The 25,789-nt window shown below is 69.3% G+C and carries 24 protein-coding genes; 7 read left to right on the top strand and 17 right to left on the bottom strand.

The window, feature by feature from the left end; genetic code table 11:
- The first annotated feature begins 16 nt into the window (after positions 1–16).
- The 6 genes from AC07SQ_RS27695 (at position 17) to ntrC (ending at position 6,594) form a co-directional block, all read left to right on the top strand.
- A complete protein-coding gene (locus AC07SQ_RS27695) occupies positions 17–919 on the top strand; it encodes an EI24 domain-containing protein (RefSeq protein ID WP_139703609.1) in 903 nt (300 codons plus the stop codon).
- The gene (locus tag AC07SQ_RS27690; protein ID WP_495273557.1) at positions 916–1,716 is read left to right on the top strand and encodes a competence/damage-inducible protein A; all 801 of its coding nucleotides are present in this window, start codon (positions 916–918) and stop codon (positions 1,714–1,716) included. Before AC07SQ_RS27695 ends, AC07SQ_RS27690 begins: the two co-directional genes overlap by 4 nt.
- 147 nt (positions 1,717–1,863) lie before the next feature.
- On the top strand, positions 1,864–3,279 hold the full coding sequence (gene glnA / locus AC07SQ_RS27685) for a type I glutamate--ammonia ligase (RefSeq protein WP_062470904.1): 1,416 nt from the start codon (positions 1,864–1,866) through the stop codon (positions 3,277–3,279).
- Positions 3,280–3,425: 146 nt separating this feature from the next.
- Positions 3,426–3,953 (top strand): hypothetical protein, encoded by a 528-nt coding sequence (locus tag AC07SQ_RS27680; RefSeq protein ID WP_495273556.1) that lies wholly within the window; start codon positions 3,426–3,428, stop codon positions 3,951–3,953.
- Between the two features lie 14 nt (positions 3,954–3,967).
- The gene (glnL, locus tag AC07SQ_RS27675; protein ID WP_062470910.1) at positions 3,968–5,047 is read left to right on the top strand and encodes a nitrogen regulation protein NR(II); all 1,080 of its coding nucleotides are present in this window, start codon (positions 3,968–3,970) and stop codon (positions 5,045–5,047) included.
- A 26-nt stretch (positions 5,048–5,073) separates the two neighbouring features.
- Positions 5,074–6,594 carry a nitrogen regulation protein NR(I) gene (ntrC, locus tag AC07SQ_RS27670; RefSeq protein WP_062470913.1) on the top strand — a complete coding sequence of 507 codons (1,521 nt, stop codon included), beginning with the start codon at positions 5,074–5,076 and terminating at the stop codon, positions 6,592–6,594.
- A gap of 26 nt (positions 6,595–6,620) precedes the next feature.
- On the opposite strand, the gene AC07SQ_RS27665 is transcribed toward ntrC, so the two are convergent.
- The 16 genes from AC07SQ_RS27665 to AC07SQ_RS27590 all read right to left on the bottom strand — a co-directional run bounded on the left by AC07SQ_RS27665 (position 6,621) and on the right by AC07SQ_RS27590 (position 23,632).
- Positions 6,621–7,151: a hypothetical protein gene (locus AC07SQ_RS27665; RefSeq protein WP_159277719.1), complete on the bottom strand. Its 531-nt coding sequence runs from the start codon at positions 7,149–7,151 to the stop codon at positions 6,621–6,623.
- A 5-nt stretch (positions 7,152–7,156) separates the two neighbouring features.
- Complete coding sequence (gene xth / locus AC07SQ_RS27660; protein WP_095744475.1) at positions 7,157–7,942, bottom strand: exodeoxyribonuclease III; 786 nt, start codon at positions 7,940–7,942, stop codon at positions 7,157–7,159.
- Positions 7,943–8,165: 223 nt separating this feature from the next.
- Positions 8,166–9,659, bottom strand: a complete 1,494-nt coding sequence (locus AC07SQ_RS27655) for an ABC transporter permease (protein WP_495273555.1) — start codon at positions 9,657–9,659, stop codon at positions 8,166–8,168.
- A gap of 76 nt (positions 9,660–9,735) precedes the next feature.
- The gene (locus tag AC07SQ_RS27650; RefSeq protein ID WP_495273598.1) at positions 9,736–10,554 is read right to left on the bottom strand and encodes an ABC transporter substrate-binding protein; all 819 of its coding nucleotides are present in this window, start codon (positions 10,552–10,554) and stop codon (positions 9,736–9,738) included.
- 48 nt (positions 10,555–10,602) lie between these two features.
- Positions 10,603–12,528, bottom strand: coding sequence for a molybdopterin biosynthesis protein (locus AC07SQ_RS27645; RefSeq protein ID WP_495273554.1), 1,926 nt, complete (start codon positions 12,526–12,528; stop codon positions 10,603–10,605).
- Entirely contained in the window at positions 12,519–13,772 is a 1,254-nt protein-coding gene (locus AC07SQ_RS27640) for a molybdopterin molybdotransferase MoeA (protein WP_495273553.1), read from the bottom strand. The genes AC07SQ_RS27645 and AC07SQ_RS27640 overlap by 10 nt, the downstream gene beginning before the upstream one ends.
- 150 nt (positions 13,773–13,922) lie before the next feature.
- The gene (locus AC07SQ_RS27635) at positions 13,923–14,312 is read right to left on the bottom strand and encodes a hypothetical protein (protein ID WP_495273552.1); all 390 of its coding nucleotides are present in this window, start codon (positions 14,310–14,312) and stop codon (positions 13,923–13,925) included.
- Positions 14,309–15,571 (bottom strand): formate dehydrogenase subunit gamma, encoded by a 1,263-nt coding sequence (locus AC07SQ_RS27630; protein WP_495273551.1) that lies wholly within the window; start codon positions 15,569–15,571, stop codon positions 14,309–14,311. The genes AC07SQ_RS27635 and AC07SQ_RS27630 overlap by 4 nt, the downstream gene beginning before the upstream one ends.
- A gap of 12 nt (positions 15,572–15,583) precedes the next feature.
- Complete coding sequence (locus tag AC07SQ_RS27625; protein WP_082817975.1) at positions 15,584–15,835, bottom strand: hypothetical protein; 252 nt, start codon at positions 15,833–15,835, stop codon at positions 15,584–15,586.
- The gene (gene fdh3B, locus AC07SQ_RS27620; RefSeq protein WP_062470938.1) at positions 15,832–16,452 is read right to left on the bottom strand and encodes a formate dehydrogenase FDH3 subunit beta; all 621 of its coding nucleotides are present in this window, start codon (positions 16,450–16,452) and stop codon (positions 15,832–15,834) included. The genes AC07SQ_RS27625 and fdh3B overlap by 4 nt, the downstream gene beginning before the upstream one ends.
- A gap of 9 nt (positions 16,453–16,461) precedes the next feature.
- Complete coding sequence (locus tag AC07SQ_RS27615) at positions 16,462–19,437, bottom strand: formate dehydrogenase subunit alpha (protein ID WP_495276268.1); 2,976 nt, start codon at positions 19,435–19,437, stop codon at positions 16,462–16,464.
- Between the two features lie 9 nt (positions 19,438–19,446).
- Positions 19,447–19,674: a formate dehydrogenase gene (locus AC07SQ_RS27610; protein ID WP_495273270.1), complete on the bottom strand. Its 228-nt coding sequence runs from the start codon at positions 19,672–19,674 to the stop codon at positions 19,447–19,449.
- Between the two features lie 114 nt (positions 19,675–19,788).
- On the bottom strand, positions 19,789–20,406 hold the full coding sequence (locus AC07SQ_RS27605) for a TorD/DmsD family molecular chaperone (RefSeq protein ID WP_495273271.1): 618 nt from the start codon (positions 20,404–20,406) through the stop codon (positions 19,789–19,791).
- Positions 20,403–22,481, bottom strand: coding sequence for a 4Fe-4S dicluster domain-containing protein (locus AC07SQ_RS27600; protein WP_495273355.1), 2,079 nt, complete (start codon positions 22,479–22,481; stop codon positions 20,403–20,405). Before AC07SQ_RS27600 ends, AC07SQ_RS27605 begins: the two co-directional genes overlap by 4 nt.
- Complete coding sequence (locus AC07SQ_RS27595) at positions 22,441–23,049, bottom strand: DUF3306 domain-containing protein (protein WP_495273272.1); 609 nt, start codon at positions 23,047–23,049, stop codon at positions 22,441–22,443. Before AC07SQ_RS27595 ends, AC07SQ_RS27600 begins: the two co-directional genes overlap by 41 nt.
- Positions 23,042–23,632: a DUF3305 domain-containing protein gene (locus AC07SQ_RS27590; RefSeq protein ID WP_095744485.1), complete on the bottom strand. Its 591-nt coding sequence runs from the start codon at positions 23,630–23,632 to the stop codon at positions 23,042–23,044. The genes AC07SQ_RS27595 and AC07SQ_RS27590 overlap by 8 nt, the downstream gene beginning before the upstream one ends.
- A gap of 82 nt (positions 23,633–23,714) precedes the next feature.
- Between AC07SQ_RS27590 and AC07SQ_RS27585 the strand changes: the two genes are divergently transcribed.
- Positions 23,715–24,626 carry a formate dehydrogenase accessory sulfurtransferase FdhD gene (locus AC07SQ_RS27585; RefSeq protein WP_493192974.1) on the top strand — a complete coding sequence of 304 codons (912 nt, stop codon included), beginning with the start codon at positions 23,715–23,717 and terminating at the stop codon, positions 24,624–24,626.
- A 12-nt stretch (positions 24,627–24,638) separates the two neighbouring features.
- Here the strand turns inward: AC07SQ_RS27585 and AC07SQ_RS27580 are convergent, their stop codons facing one another.
- Positions 24,639–25,661, bottom strand: a complete 1,023-nt coding sequence (locus tag AC07SQ_RS27580; protein ID WP_495273273.1) for an alpha/beta fold hydrolase — start codon at positions 25,659–25,661, stop codon at positions 24,639–24,641.
- Between the last annotated feature and the right edge of the window lie 128 nt (positions 25,662–25,789).

Below are 25,789 nucleotides of genomic sequence, written 5' to 3'. Positions count from 1 at the left end.
GCTATCCTCGAACCTCATGCGCCTGCTCCTCGACTCCTTCTGGCGCGCGGTGGCCTATTGCATGCTCCCGCGCGTGATCGTGCTGTCGCTCCTGCCGCTGGCGCTCATGGTGCTGCTGGCCGCGGGGCTCGGCTACTTCTACTGGGACGCGGCCGTCGCCTGGACGCGCGAGGCCCTCGACGCCTGGCCGCTGCTGTCCAGCTTCTGGGCCTGGATCGGGCGCCTGTTCTCCAGCGACGTCACGGCCGCGCTGGCGCCGCTGGTGGTGGTGTTCGGCGTCACGCCGCTCATCGTCGTGCTGTCGCTGCTCATCGTGGCCGGCTTCATGGCGCCGGCGCTCACCAAGCTCGTGGCCGAACGGCGCTTTCCCACGCTGGAGCAGAAGAAGGGCGCCTCCTTCTTCGGCAGCGTGCTGCGCTCGCTCGGCGCCACCGTCCTGGCGCTGATCGCGCTGGTGGTGTCGATGCCGCTGTGGCTCATTCCGCCGCTGGTGCTGATCCTGCCGCCGCTGATCTGGGGCTGGCTGACCTACCGGGTGATGAGCTTCGACGCGCTGGCCGAGCACGCCAGCCCCGAGGAACGCGCCGCGTTGCTGCGCGCCCACCGGTTGCCGCTGCTGTGCATCGGCGTGCTGTGCGGTTACCTGGGCGCGGCGCCGAGCATCGTCTGGGCCTCGGGCCTCTTGTTCGCCGCCGCCTTCTTCGTGCTGGTGCCGATCGCCATCTGGATCTACACGCTGGTCTTCGCCTTCTCCGCGCTCTGGTTCGCGCACTACTGCCTCGACGCCCTGACCCAGCTGCGCGCCCAGCGCGCGGCGCAGCAGCCCGCGGCCGGCAGCGGCGACGCACAGCAGACGCTCGAGGCGGCCGAAGCCACCGAGGCCAACAAGGCCGCTCTTTCTCAATGGAGTTCTCCATGACACGCGCATTCGGTCTCATCGTCGTCGGCGACGAGATCCTTTCCGGCAAGCGGGCCGACAAGCACATGGCCAAGGTCATCGAGCTGCTGGCCGCGCGCGGCCTGCAACTGAGCTGGGCCGAGTACGTGGGCGACGAGCCCACGCGGATCACCGCGGCCCTCATGCGCGCCTTCGCCTCGGGCGACATCGTGTTCTCGACCGGCGGCATCGGCGCCACGCCCGACGACCACACCCGCCAGTGCGCCGCCCAGGCCCTGCGCGTGCCGCTGGCGCTGCACCCCGAGGCCGAGGCGCTGATCCGCGAGCGCATGCAGGACACGGCCCTGGAGCAGGGCGTGCCCTACGAGCCCGACCGGCCCGACAACATCCACCGCCTGAACATGGGCGTGTTTCCGCAGGGCGCGTCGATCATCCGCAACCCGTACAACAAGATCCCGGGGTTCAGCGTCGAGCACGTGCATTTCGTGCCGGGCTTCCCGGTCATGGCCTGGCCCATGATCGAGTCGGTGCTCGACAGCCGCTATGCCGATCTGTTCACCCGCAACGCCATCGCCGAGAAGTCCGTGATCGTTTTCGGTGCGATGGAAGCCACCCTCACGCCCCTGATGCAGGCCATCGAGCAGGCCCACGCCGGCATCAAGGTGTTCAGCCTGCCCAGCGTGGATCACCCGCAGTACGGGCGCCACATCGAGCTGGGCGTCAAGGGCGACCCTGCGAAGCTCGATGCCGCCTATGGCCAGCTCATCGAAGGTCTGCACACTTTCGATGCGAAGCTTGGCCCTGAATTGGTGCGTTAATCTGCATTGCACCAATTTGGTGATTTTTTCCTTTTCCGGCAGCCCCTGGGCCGTCACCCGGGCCTCATCCGGCGGGGTGACAATGGCACAGAAACTGCATCCTCCCGTCCCTGTATTCCTAACCACCATCCAACTCAGGAGAAACTGATGGCAAAGACCGTCGCCGATGTACTCAAGCTCGTCAAGGAAAACGAGGTCAAGTTCGTCGACTTGCGCTTCACCGACACCCGCGGCAAAGAGCAGCACGTGACCGTGCCCGTGTCGCACTTCGATGAAGACAAATTCACCTCGGGCCACGCGTTCGACGGTTCGTCCATCGCCGGTTGGAAGGGCATCGAAGCCTCGGACATGCAGCTCATGCCCGACCCGAACACCGCCAACATCGACCCGTTCTTCGAAGAAACGACGCTGATCCTGACCTGCGACGTGATCGACCCGGCCGACGGCAAGGCCTACGAGCGCGACCCGCGTTCGCTCGCCAAGCGCGCCGAGGCGTACATGAAGGCTTCCGGCCTGGGCGACACCGCCTACTTCGGACCGGAACCCGAGTTCTTCGTGTTCGACGGCGTGCGCTGGAAGAACGACATGTCGGGCTGCTTCGTGAAGATCGAGTCCGAAGAAGCCTCGTGGAACACCGACAAGGAGTTCGAGCACGGCAACAGCGGCCACCGTCCCGCAGTCAAGGGCGGCTACTTCCCGGTGCCCCCGGTCGACAGCTTCCAGGACATGCGCTCGGAAATGAGCCTGGTGCTCGAATCGCTGGGCATCCCGGTCGAAGTGCATCACCATGAAGTGGCCAACGCCGGCCAGCTCGAAATCGGCACCCGCTTCAGCACGCTGGTGCAGCGCGCGGACTGGGTCCAGCTGCAGAAGTACGTGATCCACAACGTGGCCCACGCCTACGGCAAGACCGCCACCTTCATGCCCAAGCCCATCGTCGGCGACAACGGCTCCGGCATGCACGTGCACCAGTCGGTCTGGAAGGACGGCAAGAACCTGTTCGCCGGCGACGGCTACGCAGGCCTGTCGGACTTCGCGCTGCACTACATCGGCGGCATCATCAAGCACGCCCGTGCCCTGAACGCCATCACGAACCCCGGCACCAACAGCTACAAGCGCCTGGTGCCCGGCTTCGAAGCCCCGGTGAAGCTGGCCTACTCGGCCAAGAACCGCTCGGCCTCGATCCGCATCCCGTTCGTGGCCAACCCGAAGGGCCGCCGCGTCGAAGCGCGCTTCCCCGATCCGCTGATGAACCCGTACCTGGGCTTTGCCGCGCTGCTGATGGCCGGCCTGGACGGCGTGGAAAACAAGATCCATCCGGGCGAAGCCGCCAGCAAGGACCTGTACCACCTGCCGCCGGAAGAGGACGCGCTGATCCCGACCGTCTGCCACAGCCTGGACCAGGCCCTGGAGCACCTGGACAAGGACCGTGCGTTCCTGACCAAGGGCGGCGTGTTCACCGACTCGTACATCGACGCGTACATCGACCTCAAGATGCAGGAAGTCACGCGCTTCCGCATGGCGACGCACCCCGTCGAATTCGACATGTACTACTCGCTGTAAAAGGCGCCACAACGAGCCCGCCCCGGCGGGCAAGTAAGACAAAAGGACGGCCCCGGCCGTCCTTTTTCCTTGGTGCGGAACACCCTGTCGTGAGCGGGCCCGAATTGCATCAAAATGCGCGTTTGTCGCGCCCTCTCCGGATCCAAATGAAGACTGCCTCCCTGATTTTCCTGGCCGCCGCCTCGTTCGCCACCGCCACGGCGGCGCTCGCGCAAGAGCGCGTCTGGCGCTGCGGCAACGAGTACACCAACAACGCGACCGTGGCCCAGCAAAAGGGCTGCAAGATCATGGAAGGCGGCAACGTCACCGTCGTGCAGGGCACGAAGCCCTCGGGCGGCGGTGGTGGCAGCGCGTCGTCGTCGTCGGGCGGTTCATCCGCCGCGCGCGCCCCGGCGGGCAGCCCGCGTGTCGAAGGCGTCGACCAGCGCGCCCGCGATGGCGAGGCGCGCTCGGTGCTCGAGGCCGAGCTGCGCAAGGCCGAGGCCCGCCAGACCGAGCTCAAGAAGGAATACAACAACGGCGAGCCCGAGAAGCAGGGCAGCGAAGGCCGCAACTACCAGAAGTACCTGGACCGCGTGGCCGAGATGAAGGCCGAGCTCGCGCGCAACGAGAGCGACATCGCGGGCATCCGCCGCGAAATCGGCCGCCTGCCCGGCAAGCCGCAAGCGCAGTAAGCGGCGCGCAGTCCATGGTGTTCGGCAAGAAGGCGACTGGCGCCAATCCGCGCTTTCGCGCCTTCGACCTCTTGTCCACGCTGATCGCGGTGGTCAACAGCGACGGCTCGGTGCTGTTCGCCAACGCGGGCCTCGAAGACGCGCTGGGTACCTCGCGGCGCACGCTCGAGGGCTCGCAGTTCGGCGCCTGTTTCCATGAGCCGCAGGTGCTGCGCACCGCGCTCGACGGCGCCAGCAGCAACGACTTCGCCACGCTGCGCTACGAGGCCTTTTTGCGGCGCGTGAACCACGAGCTGATGCCGGTGCAGGTCACGCTCGCGCATGGCGACAAGAAGGGCGAACTCATCATCGAGATGTCGCCGCTGGAGCAGCAGGTGCGCCAGGACCGCGAGGAGCGCCTCATCGACCAGGCACAGGCCAACAAGGAGCTCATCCGCAACCTCGCGCACGAGATCAAGAACCCGCTGGGCGGCATCCGCGGCGCAGCGCAGCTGCTCCAGATGGAGGTCGAGTCGCGCGACCTCATCGAGTACACCCAGGTCATCATCCACGAGGCCGACCGGCTGCAGACGCTGGTCGACCGGCTGCTGGCGCCGCACCGGCGCCCGCACGTGGTGGGCGACGTGAACATCCACGAGGTGTGCGAGCGCGTGCGCTCGGTGATCCTGGCGGAGTTTCCGCGCGACCTGCACATCGAGCGCGACTTCGACGTCTCCATTCCCGAGTTCCGCGGCGACCGCGAGCAGCTCATCCAGGCCACGCTCAACATCGCGCACAACGCGGCGCAGGCCCTGGCCGAGCGCCGCGCGGCGGGCGATGCGCAGATCACTTTCAAGACCCGCGTGGCCCGCCAGGTGATCTTCAACAAGCAGTGGTATCGATTGGCACTGGAATTGCATGTCATCGACAATGGACCGGGTGTGCCGGACACGATCAAGGACCGCATCTTCTATCCGCTCGTTTCGGGCAGGGAAGGCGGGACCGGGCTGGGACTGACGCTTGCGCAAACTTTTGTGCAACAGCATCACGGCGTGATCGAGTGCGACAGCGTCCCGGGCCGAACCGATTTCAAGATATTGATTCCGCTGCCCTAGCGCAGCCCCGGCAACAGAGGAGATGCATGAAGCCGATCTGGATAGTTGATGACGACCAATCGATACGCTTCGTGCTCGAGAAGGCACTGCTGCGCGAAGACCTGCCCACGCGCAGCTTCACGAACACACGCGAAGTGCTGGCCGCGCTCGAACAGGCCGAAGGCGACGAGCAGCAGGGCCCGCAGGTCCTGGTGAGCGACATCCGCATGCCGGGCGGCTCGGGGCTCGACCTGCTCGACAAGATCAAGGCCAAGCACCCCGGCCTGCCGGTCATCATCATGACCGCGTTCTCCGACCTGGACAGCGCGGTCTCGGCCTTCCAGGGCGGCGCCTTCGAGTACCTGCCCAAGCCCTTCGACCTGCCGCGCGCCGTCGAACTCATCCGCCGCGCCGTCGACGAAAGCCAGCGCGAAGAGGTGTCCGAAGAACGCATGGTCGCCGCCCCCGAAATGCTCGGCCAGGCGCCCGCGATGCAGGACGTGTTCCGTGCCATCGGCCGGCTGTCGCAGAGCAACGTCACGGTGCTCATCACCGGCGAATCGGGCTCGGGCAAGGAACTCGTGGCGCGCGCGCTGCACAAGCACTCGCCGCGCGCCAACGGCCCCTTCGTGGCGATCAACACCGCCGCCATTCCGAAGGACCTGCTCGAGAGCGAACTCTTCGGCCACGAGCGCGGCGCCTTCACCGGCGCGCAGACCATGCGCCGCGGCCGCTTCGAGCAGGCCGAGGGCGGCACGCTGTTTCTCGACGAAATCGGCGACATGCCCTTCGACCTGCAGACGCGCCTGTTGCGCGTGCTCAGCGACGGCCACTTCTACCGCGTGGGCGGCCACAACTCGGTCAAGGCCAATGTGCGCGTCATCGCCGCCACGCATCAGGACCTCGAGCAGCGCGTGAAGCTCGGCGGTTTCCGCGAAGACCTGTTCCACCGCCTCAACGTGATCCGCCTGCGCCTGCCCGCGCTGCGCGAACGCGGCGAAGACGTGCCCGCGCTCACGCGTCACTTTTTGCAGCAGAGCGCGCGCCAGCTGGGCGTCGAGCCCAAGCGCATCTCCGATGCGGCGCTGGCCAGGCTTGCGGCCTTCAACTTCCCGGGCAACGTGCGCCAGCTCGAGAACATCTGCCACTGGCTGACCGTGATGGCGCCCGCGCAGCTGATCGAGTCGAAAGACCTGCCGCCCGAAGTGATGGCGGGCAGCGGGGCGGACGTGCATGTGGCGGTGGCCGAGGTGGCGGCGCCCGTGCAGGCTGCAGCGCCGTTGGCCGTCGAGCGCGACGCGTCCGCACCGGTGGTTGCGGCCCCCGAGGCGGTGCCAGGTGCACCGACGGGCCCCAGCGCCTGGGAGAGTGGCCTCGAAGCCGAGGCTCAGGCGCTGCTGGCCGCAGGCCGCACCGACGTGTGGGACGTGCTCACGCGCCGCTTCGAATCGCGGCTCATCCTCACCGCGCTGGCCAACACGCGCGGCCGGCGCATCGAGGCGGCCCAGAAGCTGGGCATCGGGCGCAACACCATCACCCGGAAAATCCAGGAACTCGGTATCGAATGAAAAGGCCCTCTCAGGGCCTTTTTGTATTACCGGCTGCGTTGGCCCAAAGTCAGCGAGTCCAGCTGGAAATTGCCGCTCTTGTCCCAGAGCCAGGTGTCGACGTACGTGTGGCCGCCCAGCTTGCCGGGGCTCGGCAAGGGCGAGGTCGCCTTGACCAGCTCCGCGATCATCGGCGGCACTTCGGGCGCATGGCTGGGCACGCGGCTGAAGGTGACGTTGGTGACCTTGCCGTTCGCATCGATCTCCGTCTCGACCACCACCACGGCGTACACCAGCGGCGGGATCTTGCCCTTGTAGATGCGGCTGGCATACGCCTTGTAGATGTGGCGTGCACCGGTCTTGCGGTAGGTGCGGATCGCGGGCGTCTGCGCGGTGATGAGCCGCACGGTCGGCACGTCGCGGCTGCCTTCGGTGGCGGTTGCGCCGCCGGGCGATGTGCTGCCCGTGCCGCTTTCCGATCCGCCGCCCGGCTTGAGCACCGAGCAGGCGGCCAGCGCGAGCGCCGCGGCGGCGATCGCGGCGGAGCGGGCAAGGCGTGCGGCGATCGGCGTCGTCATGGCCGTCAGGCGCCCGCGCCGAGTTCGAGCACCACCGGGGCGTGGTCGCTCGGCTTTTCCCACTTGCGTGGCACGCGGTCGATGACGCAACCCTTCACCAGCGGCCGCAGCGGCTCGCTCACGAGGATGTGGTCGATGCGCAGGCCGCGGTTCTTCTGGTAGCCCAGCATGCGGTAGTCCCACCACGAGAAGCTCTTTTCGGGCTGCTCGAACATGCGGAAGCTGTCCGTCAGGCCCAGGCCGAGCAGCGCCTTGAAGTGGTCGCGCTCTTCGGTCGTGTGGTGGATCGTTTCCTTCAGGCCCACCGGGTCGAAGCTGTCGCGGTCTTCGGGCGTGACGTTGAAGTCGCCCAGCAGCACGAGGTTCGGGTGCGCAGCGAGTTCACGCGCGATGTAGGCGTGCAGCGCGTCGAGCCACTTCATCTTGTAGGCGAACTTCTCGCTGCCCGGTTCCTGGCCGTTCACGAAGTAGCCGTTGATCACGCGCAGGGGGCCCGAGGGCGTCTCGATGGTGGCGGCGATCACGCGCGACTGCTCGTCGGCGAAGTTCTCGATGTTCTTCACCACGTCGCGCACCGGCGCCAGGCTGAGGATGGCGACGCCGTTGTAGGTCTTCTGCCCGAACACCGCCGCTTCGTAGCCGGCCGACTTCAGCACCTCGAGCGGAAACTTGTCGTCGGTCATCTTGAGCTCCTGCAGGCACAGCACATCGACCGGGTTGGCGATGAGCCAGTCGAGCACATGCTGCAGGCGCGCGGTGAGGGAGTTGACGTTCCAGGTGGCTATTTTCATGAGGGCTCTGCGTATTCGGTTATCGGGGGGCGGTCGTGCGTTCGCAGCCGGTCGGTGAGGTCTCTGTGCAGGCGAAGGAAGTGGCCGCGCCCAGACCCGGAAGGAAGGCGTGTCGGCAGCGAGACCGCGACAGTGATTTCCATCGCGGTATTTTGCCTCGCTGGATCGGGATGCCGTGTAAGCGAAGGCGAGGGGCGCGGAACCGCCGACCAGCCCGCCGGCGCTAGGGCTGAAGGTACCAGCCCAGCTCGCCCTGCAGGAACTGGGCGGCCTCGGGCGGCAGATCGCCCGAGTCGAAGAAGCTCGCCACGGGCCGCTCGACCACGATGTGCCCGGCGTGCAGGTAGGCCACGCGCGTGGCCAGGCGCTTGGCCTGCCCGAGGTTGTGCGTGCTCATCACGATCGTCACGCCACTATGGGCGACCTCTTCGATGAGGGCCTCGATCTCGTTCTTGGCGCCGGGGTCCAGGCTGGCCGTGGGCTCGTCCAGGAACAGGATGTCGGGCTGCAGCGCCCAGGCGCGCGCCAGGCCCAGGCGCTGCTGCTGGCCGCCCGACAGCGAGCGCGCCGAGCGCTCGGCATGTTCGAGCAGGCCCACGCGCGCCAGAGCCAGGCCGCAACGCTCGCTGCGCTCGGCGGCCGGCACGCCCGCCAGCCACAGGCCCACCCACACGTTGCGCCACACCGAGAGGCTCAGCAGGAACGGGCGCTGGAACAGCATGGCCGCGCGCGGCAGGCGGCCTTCGGGCCGCAGCGGCAGGCGCTCGCAGCGACCTTCGCAGGGCAGCAGGCCGTGCAGCAGCCGCAGCAGCGTGGTCTTGCCCGAGCCGTTGGCGCCCACGAGCACGAGCCGGTCGCCCCGGTGCAGGGTCAGCGAGGCCTCGTCCAGCGCGACCAGCGCGCCGAAGCGCACCGTGGCGCGCTCGAGCCGGATCAGCGGCACCGTGCCGGCCACGGCCGGCGTGTGCGGGGCGAGCGCGCGGCGCATCGCACGCGGCTTCGCCGGCGGGGCGGTGCTCAGCGGACGCGTGGCCAGCCATTGCAGCAACCCGATGGCGCCGTTGACCGCGCCGACCACCGCCAGCAGCACGATGCCCAGCGCCAGGGCCAGCGCGAGGTCGCCCTTGCTGGTCTCCAGCGCGATGGTGGTGGTCATCACGCGCGTGACGCCGGCGATGTTGCCGCCGACGATCATCACGGCCCCCACCTCGGCGATGGCCCGCGCGAAGGCCGTGAGCAGCACGGTGGCCACGCCCATCCGGTCGTGCACCAGCATCAGCAAAGCGGTGGCGAGCGGCCCGGCGCCCAGCGAGCGCAGCTGGTCGCCGCCGTCGGCCAGCGCCGCCATCACGAGCCGGCGAGACAGCGCGGCGATCAGCGGCGTGACGAGCACGCTCTGCGCCACCACCATCGCCGACGGCGTGAACAGGATGCCCAGTTCGCCCAGCGGCCCCGAGCGCGAGAGCAGCAGGTACACCAGCAGGCCCACGACCACGGCGGGCAGGGCCAGCAGCGTGTTCACCAGCCACACGGCCAGCGCATGCCCCGGGAACCGCGCCACCGCGAGCCAGGCGCCCAGCAGCAGGCCGAACAGCGCGCCGATCAGGCAGGCCGTGGCGCTCACCTGCAGCGACAGCGCCGTGATGCGCACGAGTTCGGGGTCGGCGCCGGTGATGAGGCGCCAGGCCAGCGCCCAGCCTTCGGTCACGGTGTTCATCGAAGGACGGCTTTCATCGCCACCGCGAGGCCGTGCGCATCGCGCGGCCCGGCCCCGTCATCGACCGGCGCGCCGTTCACTGGCCCGCGTTCGGGAAGAAGAGCTGCTCGCCGCCGATCTTGTACGCGGCGATGGCGGCCTGCCCGTCGCGCGACACGACCCAGTCGGAGAAGCCTTGCGCCAGGTCCTTCTTCACGTGCGGGTGTCTGGCCGGGTTCACGACGATCACGCCGTACTGGTTGAACAGCTGCTTGTCGCCCTCGACCACGATGCCCAAGTCGGCGCGGTTCTTGAAGTTGAGCCAGGTGCCGCGGTCGGACAGCACGTAGGCATTCGTCGACGCCGCGATGTTGAGCGCCTGGCCCATGCCGCAGCCGCACTCCTTGTAGCCGGCCGGCTTGGCGGCGGCCAGGTCGATGCCGGCCAGCTTCCACTGGCGCAGCTCGGCCGCATGGGTGCCGCTCTTGTCGCCGCGCGAGACGAAGGCGCCGCCCGTGGTGCCCAGCCGCTTGAGCGCGGCCGCGATGTCGTTGCCGCGCACGGCGGCCGGATCGGACTTGGGTCCGATCAGCACGAAGTCGTTGTACATGACCGGGCGGCGCGGCAGGCCGAAGCCTTCGGCGACGAACTTCTCTTCGGCGGGCTGGTCGTGCACGAACAGCGCGTCGGCGTCGCCGCGGCGCGCCATGTCCAGCGCCTGGCCCGTGCCCACCGCCACCACGCGCACCTCGGTGCCCGATGCCTTGGTGAACTGAGGCAGCAGGTGCTTGAACAGGCCCGACTGTTCCGTCGAGGTGGTCGAGGCCAGCACGATGAACTTGTCCTGTGCGTGCGCCATCGGCGCGAGCAGCGCGCCGGCGAGGGCGAGAAGGGTGAAGCGTCTGCGCGAAGCCATCGTCATCGTGTCAGTCCTCGAGAGTGAAAGAAAGAAGCGGTTCGGCCATCAAGCGGCGGCATCGACGCGAAAGCCCAGCCGGCCCAGCGCCTCGCGCGCCGCGGCCGATTGCAGCAACGCAATGAAGGCCTGCACCGGCGCGCGCCCAAGCCGTGCCTGGGGCACCACGAAGTCGTAGCGCTCCTCCTGCACGGGAATGAAGCCCAGCCCGTACTGCCGCGCGACCGTGTCGATGGCCAGGCCCCAGTCGGCGCGCTGCTGCGCCACGGCCACCGCCACCGCGTTGTGCGACTTGGTCTGCACGCCGTAGCCGGGCGGCTGCGAGCCGCCGAGCAGGCGGTCGATGAGGATGCGCGTGCCGCTGCCGGCGTTGCGGTTGACCATGGTGCAGCCGGGCTGCGCGGTCGCCGCGGCGATGGCCGCGGCGGCGTCCAGGCCCTCGAAGCGCGTGTCGCCGGGGCGATGGACCACGCCCTGCATGCGGCCGTAGCCCGTCACCAGTTCGAGACCCGGCGTGAGCAGCGGCCGGTTGTAGACGCCCGTCGCCGGGTCCATCAGGTGGATGCCGGCCACGTCGCATTCGCCGCGCCTGGCGGCCATCAGCCCGCCGGTGCTGCCCACGTTCATGGCCTTGATGCGGATGCCCTGGCGCATCAGCTCGCCGGCCAGCCAGTCCAGGCCCACGCAATGGCTGCCGATGAAGATCAGGTCCGCGGCGTCCAGCCCCTGGCCCAGCAGCTGCACCTGCACGGGGGCGCCGGCATCGACGATCTCGGTGTGCTGGCCGATGGTGATGAAGCCGTCGGCGCTGCTGAAGGTGGTGACCGAGCCCGAGCCCTTGCCCATCGGGTAGGCGGCCACGCCGTCGTCGGTGGGCACCAGGCCCACCAGCAGGTATTCGGTGCGGCCGCGCTCGGAGTTCACGCGCATCGGCAGCGTGGCCGCCACGTGCGCGTGCCGCTGCGGCGGCCGGCCCGCGAAGGCGCGGATCACGGGCGCCAGGAACTCGTGGAAGGTGAAGACCGCCGAGGTCGGAAAGCCCGGCAGGATCACGACCGGCTTGCCGCCCGTGACCGCCAGGCACACCGGCTTGCCGGGCTTGAGCGCCACGCCGTGCGCCACCACGCCCGGATCGCCGAGGGCGGCCACCACGCGGTACGACAGGTCGCCTTCGCCTTTGGACGTGCCGCCCGAGAAGACCACCGCATCGCATGCGAGGCCCCGCGCGAGCGCGGCCGACAGCAGGGCCTCGTCGTCGGGGATCACGCCCAGGCGCACCGGCTCGCCGCCCAGTTCCTCGACCGCGGCGCCGATGATGGCGGCGTTGGAGTCGTACACCGCGCCCATGGGCAGCGGCGCACCGGGCGCGACGATCTCGTTGCCGGTGGAGAAGATGGCGATGCGCGGCTTGCGCCACACGCCGACCTCGGCCAGGCCCAGCGCCGCGAGCACGCCGATCTCGCGCGAGCTCAGCACCTGGCCGGCGCGCAGCACGGTCTCGCCGCGCGCGATGTCGGTGCCGGCGTAGCTGACGTTCTCGCCGGCCGTGGCGGCGCGGCGCACCTGCACGTTGCCGCCGTCGAGGTCGGTGTGTTCCACCATCACCACCGCGTCGGCGCCGCGCGGCAGCATGCCGCCGGTGGCGATCGCCGTGGCGTGGCCGGGCGTCACTTCGCGCTGCGGCACGATGCCGGGTGCGAGCGTCTCGCCCACGAGGGTCAGCGCGCGAACCTGTTCTTCCGTCGCGCCCCAGGTGTCGGCGGCCTGCACGGCAAAGCCGTCGACGTTGGAGCGGTCGAAGCCGGGCACGTCGATGGCGGCGACCGCGTCGTCGGCAAGCACCCGGCCCAGCGCCGCGTGCAGGGGAACGGTCTCGCGGCCCAGCGGCGCGAGGCTCAGGTGTTCGCGGAAGCGGCGCTCGGCCTCGTCCCGCGTGACGACATCGAGAAATTGCGATTGGGCTTTCACAGGCACTCGTACAGATGAACAGTGACGTCGGTCCCGGGCCCGAAGCCTTCGCTTTCGGCGGGGGCGATCACGAAGCCGTCGGCGCGTGTGGTCGAGCTCAGCACCGAGGCGCCCGAGAGCGCGAGCGGCTCCACGCCGTCGGCGCCGATCTTCACGCGCACGTAGTCGACGCGCCCCACCTGCGAGACGATCTTGCGCGCCACGGTGGCGCGCGTGCGCGGGTAGGGCCAGTCGGCGGGCCGGCCGCCGAGCAGGCGGATCGCGCGCCCGGCAAAGAAGTCGTAGGCGCACAGGCAGGAGACGGGGTTGCCCGGCAGCAGGAACACCAGCGTCTCGCCGATGCGCCCCATGCCGGCCGGGCTGGAAGGTCGCATCGCGATGCCGTGGATCGCCAGCTCGCCGAGTTCGGCCAGCAGGCGCGGCGCGTGGTCCTCGGCGCCCACGCTGGAGCCGCCGGAGATGAGCACCACGTCGGCGCCGGGCGCGGCCAGGGCCTGCGAGATGATCTGCGGGTCGTCGCCCAGGCGCTGGTGCGACTCGAGCAGGCCGCCGTCGCGCGCCACGAGACCGCGCAAGGTCACGGAGTTGGCGTCGTAGATCTCGCTCGGGCCCTTGGGCGTGCCGGGTGCGCGCACCTCGTTGCCGGTGACGAGCAGCCGCACGCGCGGCCGGCGCACCACCTGCAACTGCGCCAGGCCGAGCGACGCTGCCAGCCCTGCGTCCTGCGGGCGCAGGCGGCGGCCCGCGGGCAGCGCCGTGCTGCCACGCGCGATGTCCTCGCCGACATGGCCCACGTGCTGGCCCGGCGCGACGGCGCGCGTGATGGCCAGGCGCCCGTCCTGCTCGCTCGCGTACTCGGCGGGCATCACGGCATCGAGCCCGCGCGGCACCGGGGCGCCGGTCATGATGCGGATGGCGGCGCCCGCGGGCACCTCGCCGTCGAAGGGGCGGCCGGGCCAGGCGTGGCCCGCGATTGGAAACTCGAGCGGGTTGTATTCGCCGGCCCCCGTGGTCTCGCCGCCGCGCAGCGCATAGCCGTCCATGGCCGCGCGGTCGAACTCGGGCACCGCGATGGGCGCGATCACCTCCTGCAGCAGCACCCGCCCCGTGGCCTCGTCGACGGCCACGGATTCACCGGGCAGCAAGGGCGTGTGAGCATCGATCCAGGCGAGGGCGGTGGGCACCTCGGCGCGCTGCGTAAAGCCGCGCATACGCACATCGGTCGAGGCAGTTCGTTCGGGTGTGGGCATCGGGGCCAGTATAGAAGTTGGAGGTCGCCGGCGTGGTCGGGCATGGCACCCGACAGCCATGCACAAGGCGGCCGTGCCGGGTCTTGCCGGCGGGCCATTTGCGGTCGTTTTTCTTCAGCCGCGTCCGCGCACGCGCGGTGCGTCGCCGGCTTACTTCTTGGGTGCGGGATTCGTCTGCGCCGAGGTCTGGTTCGAACTCGGCGGCGACGCGGCCGTGGGGGCCGGGGAGTGGGCGCCCGATGCCTCGATGGGCTTGGTTTCAACCTTGGGGGCGGCGGCGTAAGGCCCCGGGTCCACGCAGGGCGGCGTGGCCACCGTGGCCGGTGCCGGCTTGCCGGCGGCCTGCGCGCTCGCGCGGTACTTGGCGGCGACCTGGTCCTGTGACTTGCACAGCAGGTAGCCGTCGGTCTTGGCGCTCCACGCGGTGCGGGCCGCGGCCTCGGCGGCCTTGGCCTGCGCTTCCGGCGTGGGCGGGGGGAGCTTGGCGACAGCGGAGGTCGCAGCGAGTGCGCACAGGAGAAGGGTCAGCGTGTGCTTCATGCGGAGGTTCCTTGCTGCGCCGTCGCCGGCCGTGCGGGCTCGGATGCGCCGGCCGGTTGCGAGCGCTGCGCGGGGATCTTGCCGGCCTGGATGTCGTCGTACCAGAGCTTGTGGTGCTCGCGCGCCCAGGCCTCGTCGACATAGCCTTCGCGCATCGCCTTGTAGGCGCCGTCCATGCCCAGCGTGCCGATGTAGATGTGGCCCATGATCATCGCCATCATGAGCAGCGTGGCCACCGCATGCACCATGTGCGCGACCTGCATCTCGCCGCGCGTGTAGACGAAGCCGGGCAGCAGCTTGTCCAGGAACAGGCCGGAGGCGATGACGATGCTGCCCAGGAACAGCACGCCGCCCCAGAACACCGCCTTCTCGCCGGCGTTGAAGCGGTGCGACGCGGGCTCCTTGCCGCCGAACAGGCCACCGCCGTGCCGCAGCCAGGTGAAGTCGTCCTTGCTCGGCCAGTTGCTGCGGATGAAGGTGAAGATCATGAACAGCGTGGTCACCACGAACAGCGGCCCCACGAAGTTGTGCACGGTCTTGAGCACGTAGGCGAGCCAGCCGAACAGCGTGCTGCCCAGCACCGGCAGCAGGAAGAACTTGCCGAAGGCCATCACGATGCCCGAGATCGCGAGCGTGACGAAGGCCAGCGCGTTCGACCAGTGCGTGGCGCGCTCGAAGGGCGTGAAGCGCTCGATCTTGCGGCCGGTTTCGGTGCCGTGCAGGCGGATCGGCCCGCGCGTGAAATAGAAGATGGCCAGTGCCAGCAGCGTGACGAAGAGCAGCGCCGCGCCGTACGGAATGATCCAGTCGTTGCGCACCTGCCGCCAGGCCTCGCCTGCGTTGGTGAAGCGCGAACCCGGGTACTGCACGAAGCGCTGGATCAGGTTGCCGGCCTCGGGCGCCTGGCTCACCGGCAGGCTGCTGTAGCCGGTGACGCCGCCGCTCACCTGGCGCCACATCGGCGCGTTGTTGCCGGGCTGGACCTTGTTGCGCTCGCCGTTGGTCTGGTTGAGGTAGTTGGGATCGGCGCTGGCCTCGGGCTTGACGTCGAAGATGTTCTGGCTGCGGATGCCGCCCTCGGCCTTCGGAGCCGCAGCGGTGGTTCCGGCAGCGGCAGGCGAAGCAGGGGCGGGCGCCGCGGTCACGGCGCCGCTCGCGGCCGGTTTGGCCTCCTGGGCCGGCGCCACCGCCGCCCAGCCCAGGAGCGCGGTCGCCAGCAGCGCGTGGAGCGCGTGCCTGGTGCGAATGGTGACGCTCATGCGGCCTCCGGTTCAGTTTTCTCGGGTGTACTCGTTCTGGCCGTTGGAGCGCGTCTTGATCTGCTGCTCCCACGCCGTCTTGTCGCCCACCTTCCAGCCGGGCGCGGTGAAGGCGGTGCCGGTGTTGGCCTGCGTGCCCGTGCCGCTCCAGGGCACCGCGTCGTGCTTGACGCCCTCGGCGTTCGTCTGCGGCTTTTCGCTGCAGGCCGCCAGCAGCATCGCGCCCGAGGCGAGCGCGACGAGCATCACGACCGCGCGCTTCACTTGGTGCCTCCGGTGGGCGGCGTGCCGGCCTGCTGCGAGCCGTAGGCCGTGCCCCAGCCCCAGACTTCGGCGCCCGTGCCGCGGTGCACGACGCGGGTGCGGAAGATGTCGGCCACCACGTCGCCGTCGCCGGCCAGCAGGGCCTTGGTCGAGCACATCTCGGCGCAGGCCGGCAGCTTGCCTTCGGCCAGGCGGTTGCGGCCGTACTTCTCGAACTCGGCTTCGGAACCGTTGGCTTCGGGACCGCCGGCGCAGAAGGTGCACTTGTCCATCTTGCCGCGCGCACCGAAGGTGCCCTGCGACGGGAACTGCGGCGCGCCGAACGGGCAGGCGTACGAGCAGTAGCCGCAGCCGATGCACACGTCCTTGTCGTGCAGCACCACGCCTTCGTCGGTGCGGTAGAAGCATTGCACGGGGCACACCGCCATGCAGGGCGCGTCGGAGCAGTGCATGCAGGCCACCGAGATCGATTTCTCGCCCGGCAGGCCATCATTGAGCGTGACCACGCGGCGGCGGTTCACGCCCCAGGGCACCTCGTTCTCGTTCTTGCAGGCCGTGACGCAGCCGTTGCACTCGATGCAGCGCTCGGAATCGCAGACGAACTTCATTCTTGCCATGGTGATTCCTTATGCTTTCTCGATGTTGCAGACCGTGGTCTTGGTCTCTTGCATCATGGTGACGCTGTCGTAGCCGTAGGTGGTGGCCGTGTTGATGGCCTCGCCGCGCACGATGGGCGCCGCGCCCTTGGGGTAGTAGGCCAGCAGGTCTTCGCCCTGCCAGCGGCCCGAGAAGTGGAAGGGCATGAACACCGTGTCGGGCCCCACGCGCTCGGTCACGAGGGCCTGCACGTTGAGCTTGGCGCCGGTGGGCGTGTGCACCCAGGCGCGCTCACCGTTGCGGATGTTCTTCTCGGCCGCCACCTTCGGGTTGATCTCGATGAACATCTCCTGCTGCAGCTCGGCCAGCCAGGGGTTGGAGCGGGTTTCCTCGCCGCCGCCCTCGTACTCCACGAGCCGTCCCGAGGTCATGATGTAGGGGAACTTCTCGGCGATCTTGTCTGCGATGTTCTTCTGCTGCACCGTCTTGTAGAGCGTGGGCATGCGCCAGAAGGCCATCTTGTCGTCGTGCGTCGGGTACTTGGCGACGAGGTCGGGGCGCGTGCCGTAGATCGGCTCGCGGTGCTGCGGGATCGCGTCGGGGAAGTTCCACACCACCGCGCGCGCCTTGGCGTTGCCGAAGGGGTGGCAGCCGTGGTTCTTCATGAACACGCGGATCATGCCGCCCGAGCTGTCGGTCTTCCAGTTCTTGCCCTCGGCCTTGGGCTTCTCGGCCTCCGTGAGTTCGTCCCACCAGCCGAGCTTCTTGAGCAGCAGGTGGTCGAGCTCGGGGTAGCCGGTGGTGATGTCGGCGCCCAGCGAGTGGGAGCCGTCCTCGGCCAGCAGGTTCTTGCCGTTGCGCTCCACGCCGAAGTTCGCGCGGAAGTTGCCGCCGCCGTCCATCACGTGCTTGGACGGGTCGTACAGGTTCGGCGAGCCGGGGTGCTTGAGCTCGGGCGTGCCGTAGCAGGGCCAGGGCAGGCCGAAGTAGTCGCCCGAGATGTCGTAACCGTTGACCTTGTCCTTGACCGCCCCCTTGGCCCGCAGCGTGCGCACGTCGAAGGCGGCCATGTTGCGCATGTGCGCCTGCAGCCGCTCGGGGCTCTGGCCCGAGTAGCCGACGGCCCAGCAGCACTTGTTGATCTCGCGCAGGATGTCGTCGGGCACGGGCTCGTCCATGCCTTTGACCTTCTGCATCTTGTAGTTCTTGCTGAGCTCCTTGCCGAAGCCCAGGCGGTCGGCGAACTGCTGCATGATCATGTGGTCGGTGCGGCTTTCCCACAGCGGCTCGATGACCTTCTCGCGCCACTGGATCGAGCGGTTCGACGCCGTCACCGAGCCGCTGGTCTCGAACTGCGTGCACGCGGGCAGCAGGTACACCGCGCGGTTCGCGTTGGCGTCCTCGGGCCGGCCCGGCATCGCGGCCATGGCGGCCGTGGCCGAGGGGTACGGGTCGACCACGACCAGCAGGTCGAGCTTGTCCATGGCCCGCTTCATCTCGAGGCCGCGCGTCTGCGAGTTGGGCGCATGGCCCCAGTAGAAGACGCCGCGCAGGTTCGAGTCCTGGTCGATGAGCTCGTTCTTCTCGAGCACGCCGTCGATCCAGCGCGACACCGTGATGCCGGGCTTGCTCATCATCGCGGGCGAGGCGAAGCGGCCCTTGATCCATTCGAAGTCCACGCCCCAGGTGGCGGCGAAGTGCTTCCACGAGCCTTCGACCAGGCCGTAGTAGCCCGGCAGCGAATCGGGGTTGGGGCCGACGTCGGTCGCGCCCTGCACGTTGTCGTGGCCGCGGAAGATGTTGGTGCCGCCGCCCGAGGTGCCCACGTTGCCCAGCGCCAGCTGCAGGATGCACGAGGCCCGCACGATGGCGTTGCCGATGCTGTGCTGCGTCTGGCCCATGCACCACACCACGGTGCCGGGGCGGTGCTCGTGCAGCATGGTCGCGACCTTCAGCACCTGCGCCTCGTTCACGCCGCAGGCCTCCTCGACCTTGTCGGGCGTCCACTTGCTCATCACTTCCGCGCGCACTTCTTCCATGCCGTAGACGCGGTCGTTGAGGTAGCGCTTGTCTTCCCAGCCGTTCTTGAAGATGTGGTGCAGGATGCCGAACAGGAACGCGATGTCCGAGCCCGAGCGGATGCGCACGTACTCGTGGGCCTTGGCCGCCGTGCGCGTGAAGCGCGGGTCGACCACGATCATCTTGCAGCCGTTCTCCTTGGCATGCAGCATGTGCAGCATGCTCACGGGGTGCGCCTCGGCCGCGTTCGAGCCGATGTACATCGCGATCTTCGCGTTGCGCATGTCGTTGTACGAATTGGTCATGGCGCCGTAGCCCCATGTGTTCGCCACGCCCGCGACCGTGGTCGAGTGGCAGATGCGCGCCTGGTGGTCGCAGTTGTTGCTGCCGAAGAAGCTCACGAACTTGCGCAGCAGGTAAGCCTGCTCGTTGCTGTGCTTGCTCGAGCCGATCCAGTAGATCGCGTCGGGGCCGCTGGCCTTGGTGAGTTCCTTCAGCTTGGCGGTGATCTCGTCGAGCGCGGTGTCCCAGCTGATGCGCTCGTACTTGCCGTTCACGAGCTTCATCGGGTAGCGCAGGCGGTACTCGCCGTGGCCGTGCTCGCGCAGCGCCGCACCCTTGGCGCAGTGGGCGCCGAGGTTGATGGGCGAGTCGAACACCGGCTCCTGGCGCACCCACACGCCGTTCTCGACCACCGCGTCGGACGCGCAGCCGACCGAGCAGTGCGAGCACACGGTGCGCTTCACCTCGATCTTGCCGGCGCCGATGGCCGTGGGCCGGCCGTCGGCAGCCTTGGCCTTCTGGATCAGCGTGAGCTGGCTGGCCGCCAGGCCCACGCCGACGCCCAGGCCGGAGCGCCGCAGGAAGGCGCGCCGGTCCATGGTCGGCAAGGCGTTCGCGAGACCGCGCCGCAGGCTGTGAACGAAGGGCGACGCGTCGGAGGTCCGCGAGCTCGCGGTGCCTGGGGATTTTCTGGTCAGAAGCACGGGGTCTCCTCAGGCTGACGTGGTGGCGTAGTAACGCTTGACGTGTTCGCTCAGGGAATAGCCGCCGCCGTTTTCGGGCGGGGGCGGCAGGGAAGGCGTGGCGACGGCGACGGGCGCTTCGGTCGCCACCTTCGGCAGCGCGGTGACGGCCACCGCAGCGGCGCCGGCGGTGGCGGCACCGAGAAAGAATCCGCGGCGGGAGGCCGGCTTGATGCCGGTGTTTTGGCTGTCCTGCATATTGACTCCAGGAGTGGCTGGGCGCGACGAGAGAGGGGAAACCCGGTCGGCCTTGTGGATACTAGACCAGCAACAAGGTGTGAGCAACCCGAATACCCCTCGCATTCGTTCGCTTCAGTCCAGCATGTCGAAGGCCTGCGCCTCGACATCGCCGAACGCGCGCGTGAAGGCGGCGAGCGCCGCGTAGAACCGCGCCTTCGGATGCTGCAACACAGCATCGCACAAGGCGGGCAGCCACGGCTGGACGTGTCTGGAGAACATCGCCTGCTGTTGCGTGAGGTTGGCCACCGCCACGTCCTCGCCGGCGATCAGGTAGCGCATGACCTCGAACAGGCAGGCGATGTGGTCCTCGGTCTCGTAGGTGGTCTCGGTGCGCGCCAGGCCCAGCTCGTCGAGGTCGTGGCGCAGCTGCACGAGCGGCTTGTCGTTGAGAAAGCCGCTCAGGTAGTGCGAGCCGAACAGGAACACCTCGGGCTTGCCGATGCCGCCGAAGAGCGCGTCGTATTCCTCGTGCGCGGCGGCGGCGTCGGTGTCGCGCGCGATGCCGACCAGCTGGCGCCACGGTTCTTCCAGGAAGGCGCCCGCGGCCGGCGCCTCGGTGGGCGCGACCTGGAAGGCTTCCAGCAGTTCGGCATCGGGCGCGGCGTACCACAGGCGCGCGAGCAGGCCGTAGAGCTCGGCCCGGGCCACCTCCTCGTCGAGCGCGGAAGTGGCGGGAAAGGTCTGGCTCATAGCGGGGCGATCTTCACTTCGTTGGTGGCGCTGTACAGGTCGATGACGCGGCAGTCGCTGCACATCTTGAGGCGCTCCAGCGCTTCGCCCTGGAACATGGCATGCCCGGCCAGCTTGCCGAGCATGGCCTCGATGGCCTTTTGCGTGCCGAAGGGCTTGCTGCAGCGGATGCAGGCCCAGGGCTTGGCCTCGTTCAGCAGCACCTGCTGCTTGCGCTCGGGCGCGGCCAGCAGGCGCGGCACGAGCGAGACGGCGTCCTCGGGACAGGTGGTTTCGCACAGGCCGCATTGCACGCAGTTCTTCTCGATGAAGCGCAGCTGCGGCGCGCTCTGGCTGTCCAGCAGCGCGCCCGACGGGCAGGCGCTGACGCAGGCCAGGCACAGCGTGCACTTGTCCTTGTCGACCGCGACGGCGCCCAGCGGCGATCCGGCCGGCAGCGCGAAGGCCAGCGGGGCCTCGGCCGGGGCCTGCAGGGCCGGGGCCGCGCCCATCAGATGGTCCAGCGCCATCTCGAGCCGGTCACGCTTGTCGGCGCCGACGGCGAAGCGCGCCGCCGTGGCCGGCACGCGCTGCGTGGTCGTGCGCAGGCCGGCCAGCGCGGCGTCCAGCGCGGCGGGCGAATCGGCCTCGATCACGTGGAAGTGCGTGCCGGTATAGCCCAGGCCCAGCAGCAGCGCCTGCGCGACGTCCCTCTGTTGCTTGAGCGCCGCGAGGTACTGCGGCGCCTCTTCGCCGGTGCACAGCACCGCGACCTGCGAGGCGCCGAAGGCGACGGCGCTCAGCCACAGGTCGATGCCGGTGCTGGCCGCATGAAAGAGGTCGACCGGCATCACGCGCGCCGGCACGCCCTGGGCCTTGCCCAACTGCGCCTGCCGGCCGAGCTGTTCGAGCAGCGCCTGGCCGCCTTCCTGGCTGTGCAGCAGCAGGGCCGCATCGCGCCCGCCCGCCGCGGCATAGGTGCTGAGCAGCTTGCGCAGCTTCAGCCCCTGGTCGGGCGCGCGCGGGTAGGTGTAGCCCAGCGCGCCCGTCGGGCACACCGTGGTGCAGGCGCCGCAGCCGACGCACAGGTTCGGGTTGACCACGATGCGCTGGCGTTGCGGGTCGCTGCTCACGGCATGGGCCGAGCACACCTCGACGCAGGCGTTGCAGCCGACCACCTCGTTGCGGCTGTGCGCGCACAGCTTCTGCTTGTAGTCGAAGAACTTGGGCTTCTCGAATTCGCCCACCAGCTCGCGCAGGCGCAGCAGCGTCTGCAGGCCCTGGGCCTGCGCGACGCCGCCGGGCAGGTGGAAGTAGCCCTGCGGCGGCGCGTGCCAGTCGATCTGCGGCGCGGCGCCGAGGTCGAGCACGAGATCGAAGGCCGCGTCGAGCGCCTGCGGCGCGCGGCTGAAGTTGATGGCGCCGGCCACGCTGCAGGCGCGCTCGCAGTCGCGGTGCGAGGTGCAGCGCGCGTTGTCGATCTGGTAGTCCAGCCCGATGGCCTGCTCGGGGCAGGCGACCACGCAGGCGTTGCAGCGGGTGCACAGGTCGAGGTCGATCGCGTTGTCGCGCGTCCAGCGCAGCGTGAAGGCGCCGAGCCAGCCGGTGAGCGCATCGATGCGCCCGGCGATCACCGGCCAGCGGCGCGCCTGGGCGCCACCGTCTGCACCGGGGCCCTGCGCGAGCAGGGTGACGTCGAGCGTGTCGCCGACCAGCGCCGCGGCGCGCTCGGCCGCGTCGAGCGGGCCGATGATCAGCAGCCGGCCCTGGCTGGTGTAGCTCACGGTCGAGACGGGGTCGGGCTCGGGCAGGCTGGCGGCGGCCAGCAGCGCCGCGATCTTCGGCATCGCGCTTTTCGCGTCGCGGCTCCAGCCGCCCGTCTCGCGGATGTTGATGAAGCGGATCGGCGAGGTGGCGTTGGGCGTCTGCGTGGCGAGTTCGCCGAACAGCCGTTTTTCCTGGGTGCAGGCGACCACGACGTCGTCGCCGGACTGGATGGCGCGCTGGAAGGAGGTCGCCTCGCGGCGGCACAGCGACGAATGCAGCGGGAGGGTTTCAGCCAGTGCCGCGCCGAGCGTCTTCGGCTCGAGCGGCATCGTCTGGTTGCAGTCGCAAATCAGCGTGGTGGTCATCGGTTTCTTGGCTGGCGGGTTGCATCGCGGCAACCGGCGGGCTGGGAAGCGTTTCGGAACCCTGGGACTGTGCCACGTCCGACGTTTCGGCGTCCTCGGGGGTTTCCGGGGGAATGTCTTCGGGGGTCTCGTCGAAGAGCTTGAGGAACTTGGCGCTGGCCATCTGGCGCAGCACGCTCTCGGGCACGGGCGTGGACTGGGAGTAGTCGTCGACGTAGGTGTCCAGGCCGTCCATCACATTGAAATGCGGATCGGCAAAAAGCTTGCGGAAGGCCGCGTTCTTGACCTCGGGCGCGACCTCCTTCGTGAGGAAGGGCTTGAAGTCGGACCCGATGTCGAGCGCGTCCACGTCCGCGAGCGTCAACGGCGGCGCGGTGTCCTGATCGCCTTCGGCGGCAGGGGCTTCGGCGAGAGGGGCAGGCGCTGGCGCCGCGACGAGTTCCACGGCCGGCAGGGTCTTTTCTTCCACAGCCTCGGCCGCGCGCACTTCCTGCTTGCGGCGCGACCAGCGTCCCAGGAAACCCTCAGACATCGCCCGCACCCCGTCCGCGCTTTTTCTCGGTCGTCACGCTCGCGGCGTTGCCGAAGCGGTCGACCAGCGAGCGGAAGCTCTCGGGCCGGCGGCGGCGCTTGGGCTCGACCACGTAGTGCTCGTCGACGAAAGCGCGCACCCAGTCGACCACCTCCGCGGGCGCGGGCACCTGTTCCACGGTTTCCTGCGCATCGAGCCAGCGGCCGGCCTCGTAGTAGCTGAGCGTGACCACGACCGGGCGCGGAATGGGCAGCGGCGCGAGCGTGGGCTCTTCGTCCATGCGCCACAGCACGAACCAGCACGGGGTCGGCGTGATCGCGTTGAGGTGGTAGCCCTCGGCCTCGTCGCGGTACAGCTCGACCTGGAAGCCGGGGTGCAGCCAGTGCTGCTCGCCGTCGTCGTCGCGCAGGAGGCGCGGCTCGGTGCCGAAGCCGGGCTCGTCGGGCAGCACGCTGTCGAGCGTCCAGCGCCAGGGCTGCCAGTGGCTCGAGGGGCCGTGCAGGCGTTCGCGGCGCATGACCACCGCGACGTCGAGCGTCGGGCGGCCCGTGGGCGCGGTCGCGGGAGTGTCCGAAGAAGGCATGAACGAACCATAGCCGATGGCGCGCCCGTTCGCGAGCAGTACCCCTTCGAGCTCCGCTCGCAGCGGTGGCGTAGGATTCCGCATGGCCCCACGTGAAGACGACGCAGAAGACGAGACACCGCTGGCTTTCGATGCGGTCCCGCTGCCCCGGCGCGCCGGCGCGCCGCGCCTGAACCCGGCGCGCGGCCCGCTGCTGCGCCGCATCGAGATCGTCGACCAGCACGGCGAGCGCCGCGACATCGACATCCCGGCGGAGCGGCCGTTGACCGTCTTCGTCGACAAGCGCGAACTCGTGACGCTGATGACCCTGGGCGCCGCGCCCGAGCTGCTGGTGCTGGGCTACCTGCTCAACCAGGACCTGGTGCGGCGCGCCGACGAGGTCGAGAGCATCGACGTCGACTGGAGCGTGGAGGCGGCCGCCGTGAAGACCCACCGCGGCATCGCGAACCTCGCCGAGAAAACCGCGCACCGGGTCGTGACCACGGGCTGCGGACAAGGCACCGTCTTCGGCGACGCCATGGCGCAGATCGGCGCCGTGCGGCTGCCGGCCGCGCAGTCGGCGCGCATCGCGCAGGGCACGCTGGCACGCATCCTCGAGCAGATGAAATCGCGCAACAGCGTGCACCGGCACGCCGGGTCGGTGCACGGATGCGCGTTGTTCCGTGGCACCGAGATGCTGGTGTTTGCGGAAGACGTCGGACGGCACAACGCCATCGACACCATCGCCGGCTGGATGGCGGTGCACGGCATCGACGGCGGCGACAAGGTCTTCTACACCACGGGCCGCCTGACGAGCGAGATGGTGATGAAGTCGGCCCACATGGGCGTGCCGATCGTCGTCTCGCGCAACGGCGTCACCGCGATGGGGCACGAGCTGGCCACCCAGCTCGGCATGACCTTGTTCGGCCGCGCGGCCAACCGCCACTTCCTGTGCTACTGCGGGTTCGAGCGCTTCGACGCCGAGCCGCTGGCGCAGGCGCTCACCGCCGACTGAGGGGCCGCGCGGCTACCCGCGCGCCACGTCGATCACCGCCTTCGCAAACGCCTCGGGCGCCTCCTGTGGCAGGTTGTGGCCGATGCCGCCGCTGACCAGCCGGTGCTCGTAGCGCCCCGAGAACTTCTTCGCATACGCACTGGGCTCCGGGTGCGGCGCGCCGTTGGCGTCGCCTTCGAGCGTGATGGTCGGCACGCCGATCACCGGCGCCTGGGCGAGCCGGTTCTCCAGCGCCTGGTACTTCGCCTCGCCCTCGGCCAGGCCGAGGCGCCAGCGGTAGTTGTGCATCGTGATCGCCACGTGGTCGGGGTTCTCGAAGGCGACGGCGCTGCGCTCGAAGGTGGCGGCATCGAAGTTCCACTTCGGCGAGGCGAGCTGCCAGATGAGCCTGGCGAAATCGTGGCGGTTCTTCTCGTAGCCCGCGCGGCCGCGCTCGGTCGCGAAGTAGTACTGGTACCACCACTGCAGCTCGGCCTGCGGCGGCAGCGGCGCCTTGCCTGCCTCCTGGCTGCCGATGAGGTAGCCGCTGACCGACACCAGCGCCTTCACGCGCTCGGGCCACAGCGCAGCCATGATGCAGGCGGTGCGCGCGCCCCAGTCGCAGCCGGCCACGGTGGCGACGGGGATCTTCAGCGCATCCATCAGCGCAATGATGTCGACGGCCACCGCCGACTGCTGCCCGTTGCGCGGCGTGTCGGCCGACAGGAAGCGGGTGGTGCCGTAGCCGCGCAGGTACGGCACGATCACGCGAAAGCCCGCGGCGGCCAGCTGCGGCGCGACGTCGACGAACATGTGAATGTCGTAGGGCCAGCCGTGCAGAAGGATCACCGGCGCGCCGTCGGCCGGGCCGGCCTCGTGGTACCCGATGCGCAGGCTGCCGGCGTCGATGCTTTTGAGGGGTTCGAGGCGCCGGGCGCTGCCTGTGCTGGCGGTCTGGGCGAAGGCGGGAACGATCGATGTCAGCTGCGTGGCGGCGAGGCCGAGTGCGGCCTTGCCGAGGAACGAACGGCGCGGCAGCGAGGGGGAGGCGGTCATGGAAATCTCCTGGGATGCGAAGGGGGACGGCGCGATTGTTCGGGGGGAAACCCAGCTGCTGATCGGCTTGTGTATGCCTCTGTATCCGCGCCGGTTCCGGCCACACTAAATTTCAAACGCGGGCGTGC

Source organism: Variovorax sp. GW821-FHT06D12 (assembly GCF_059419205.1).
Note: the sequence above shows the minus strand (reverse complement) of the source record. Positions and strands in the feature narration are given on the sequence as shown.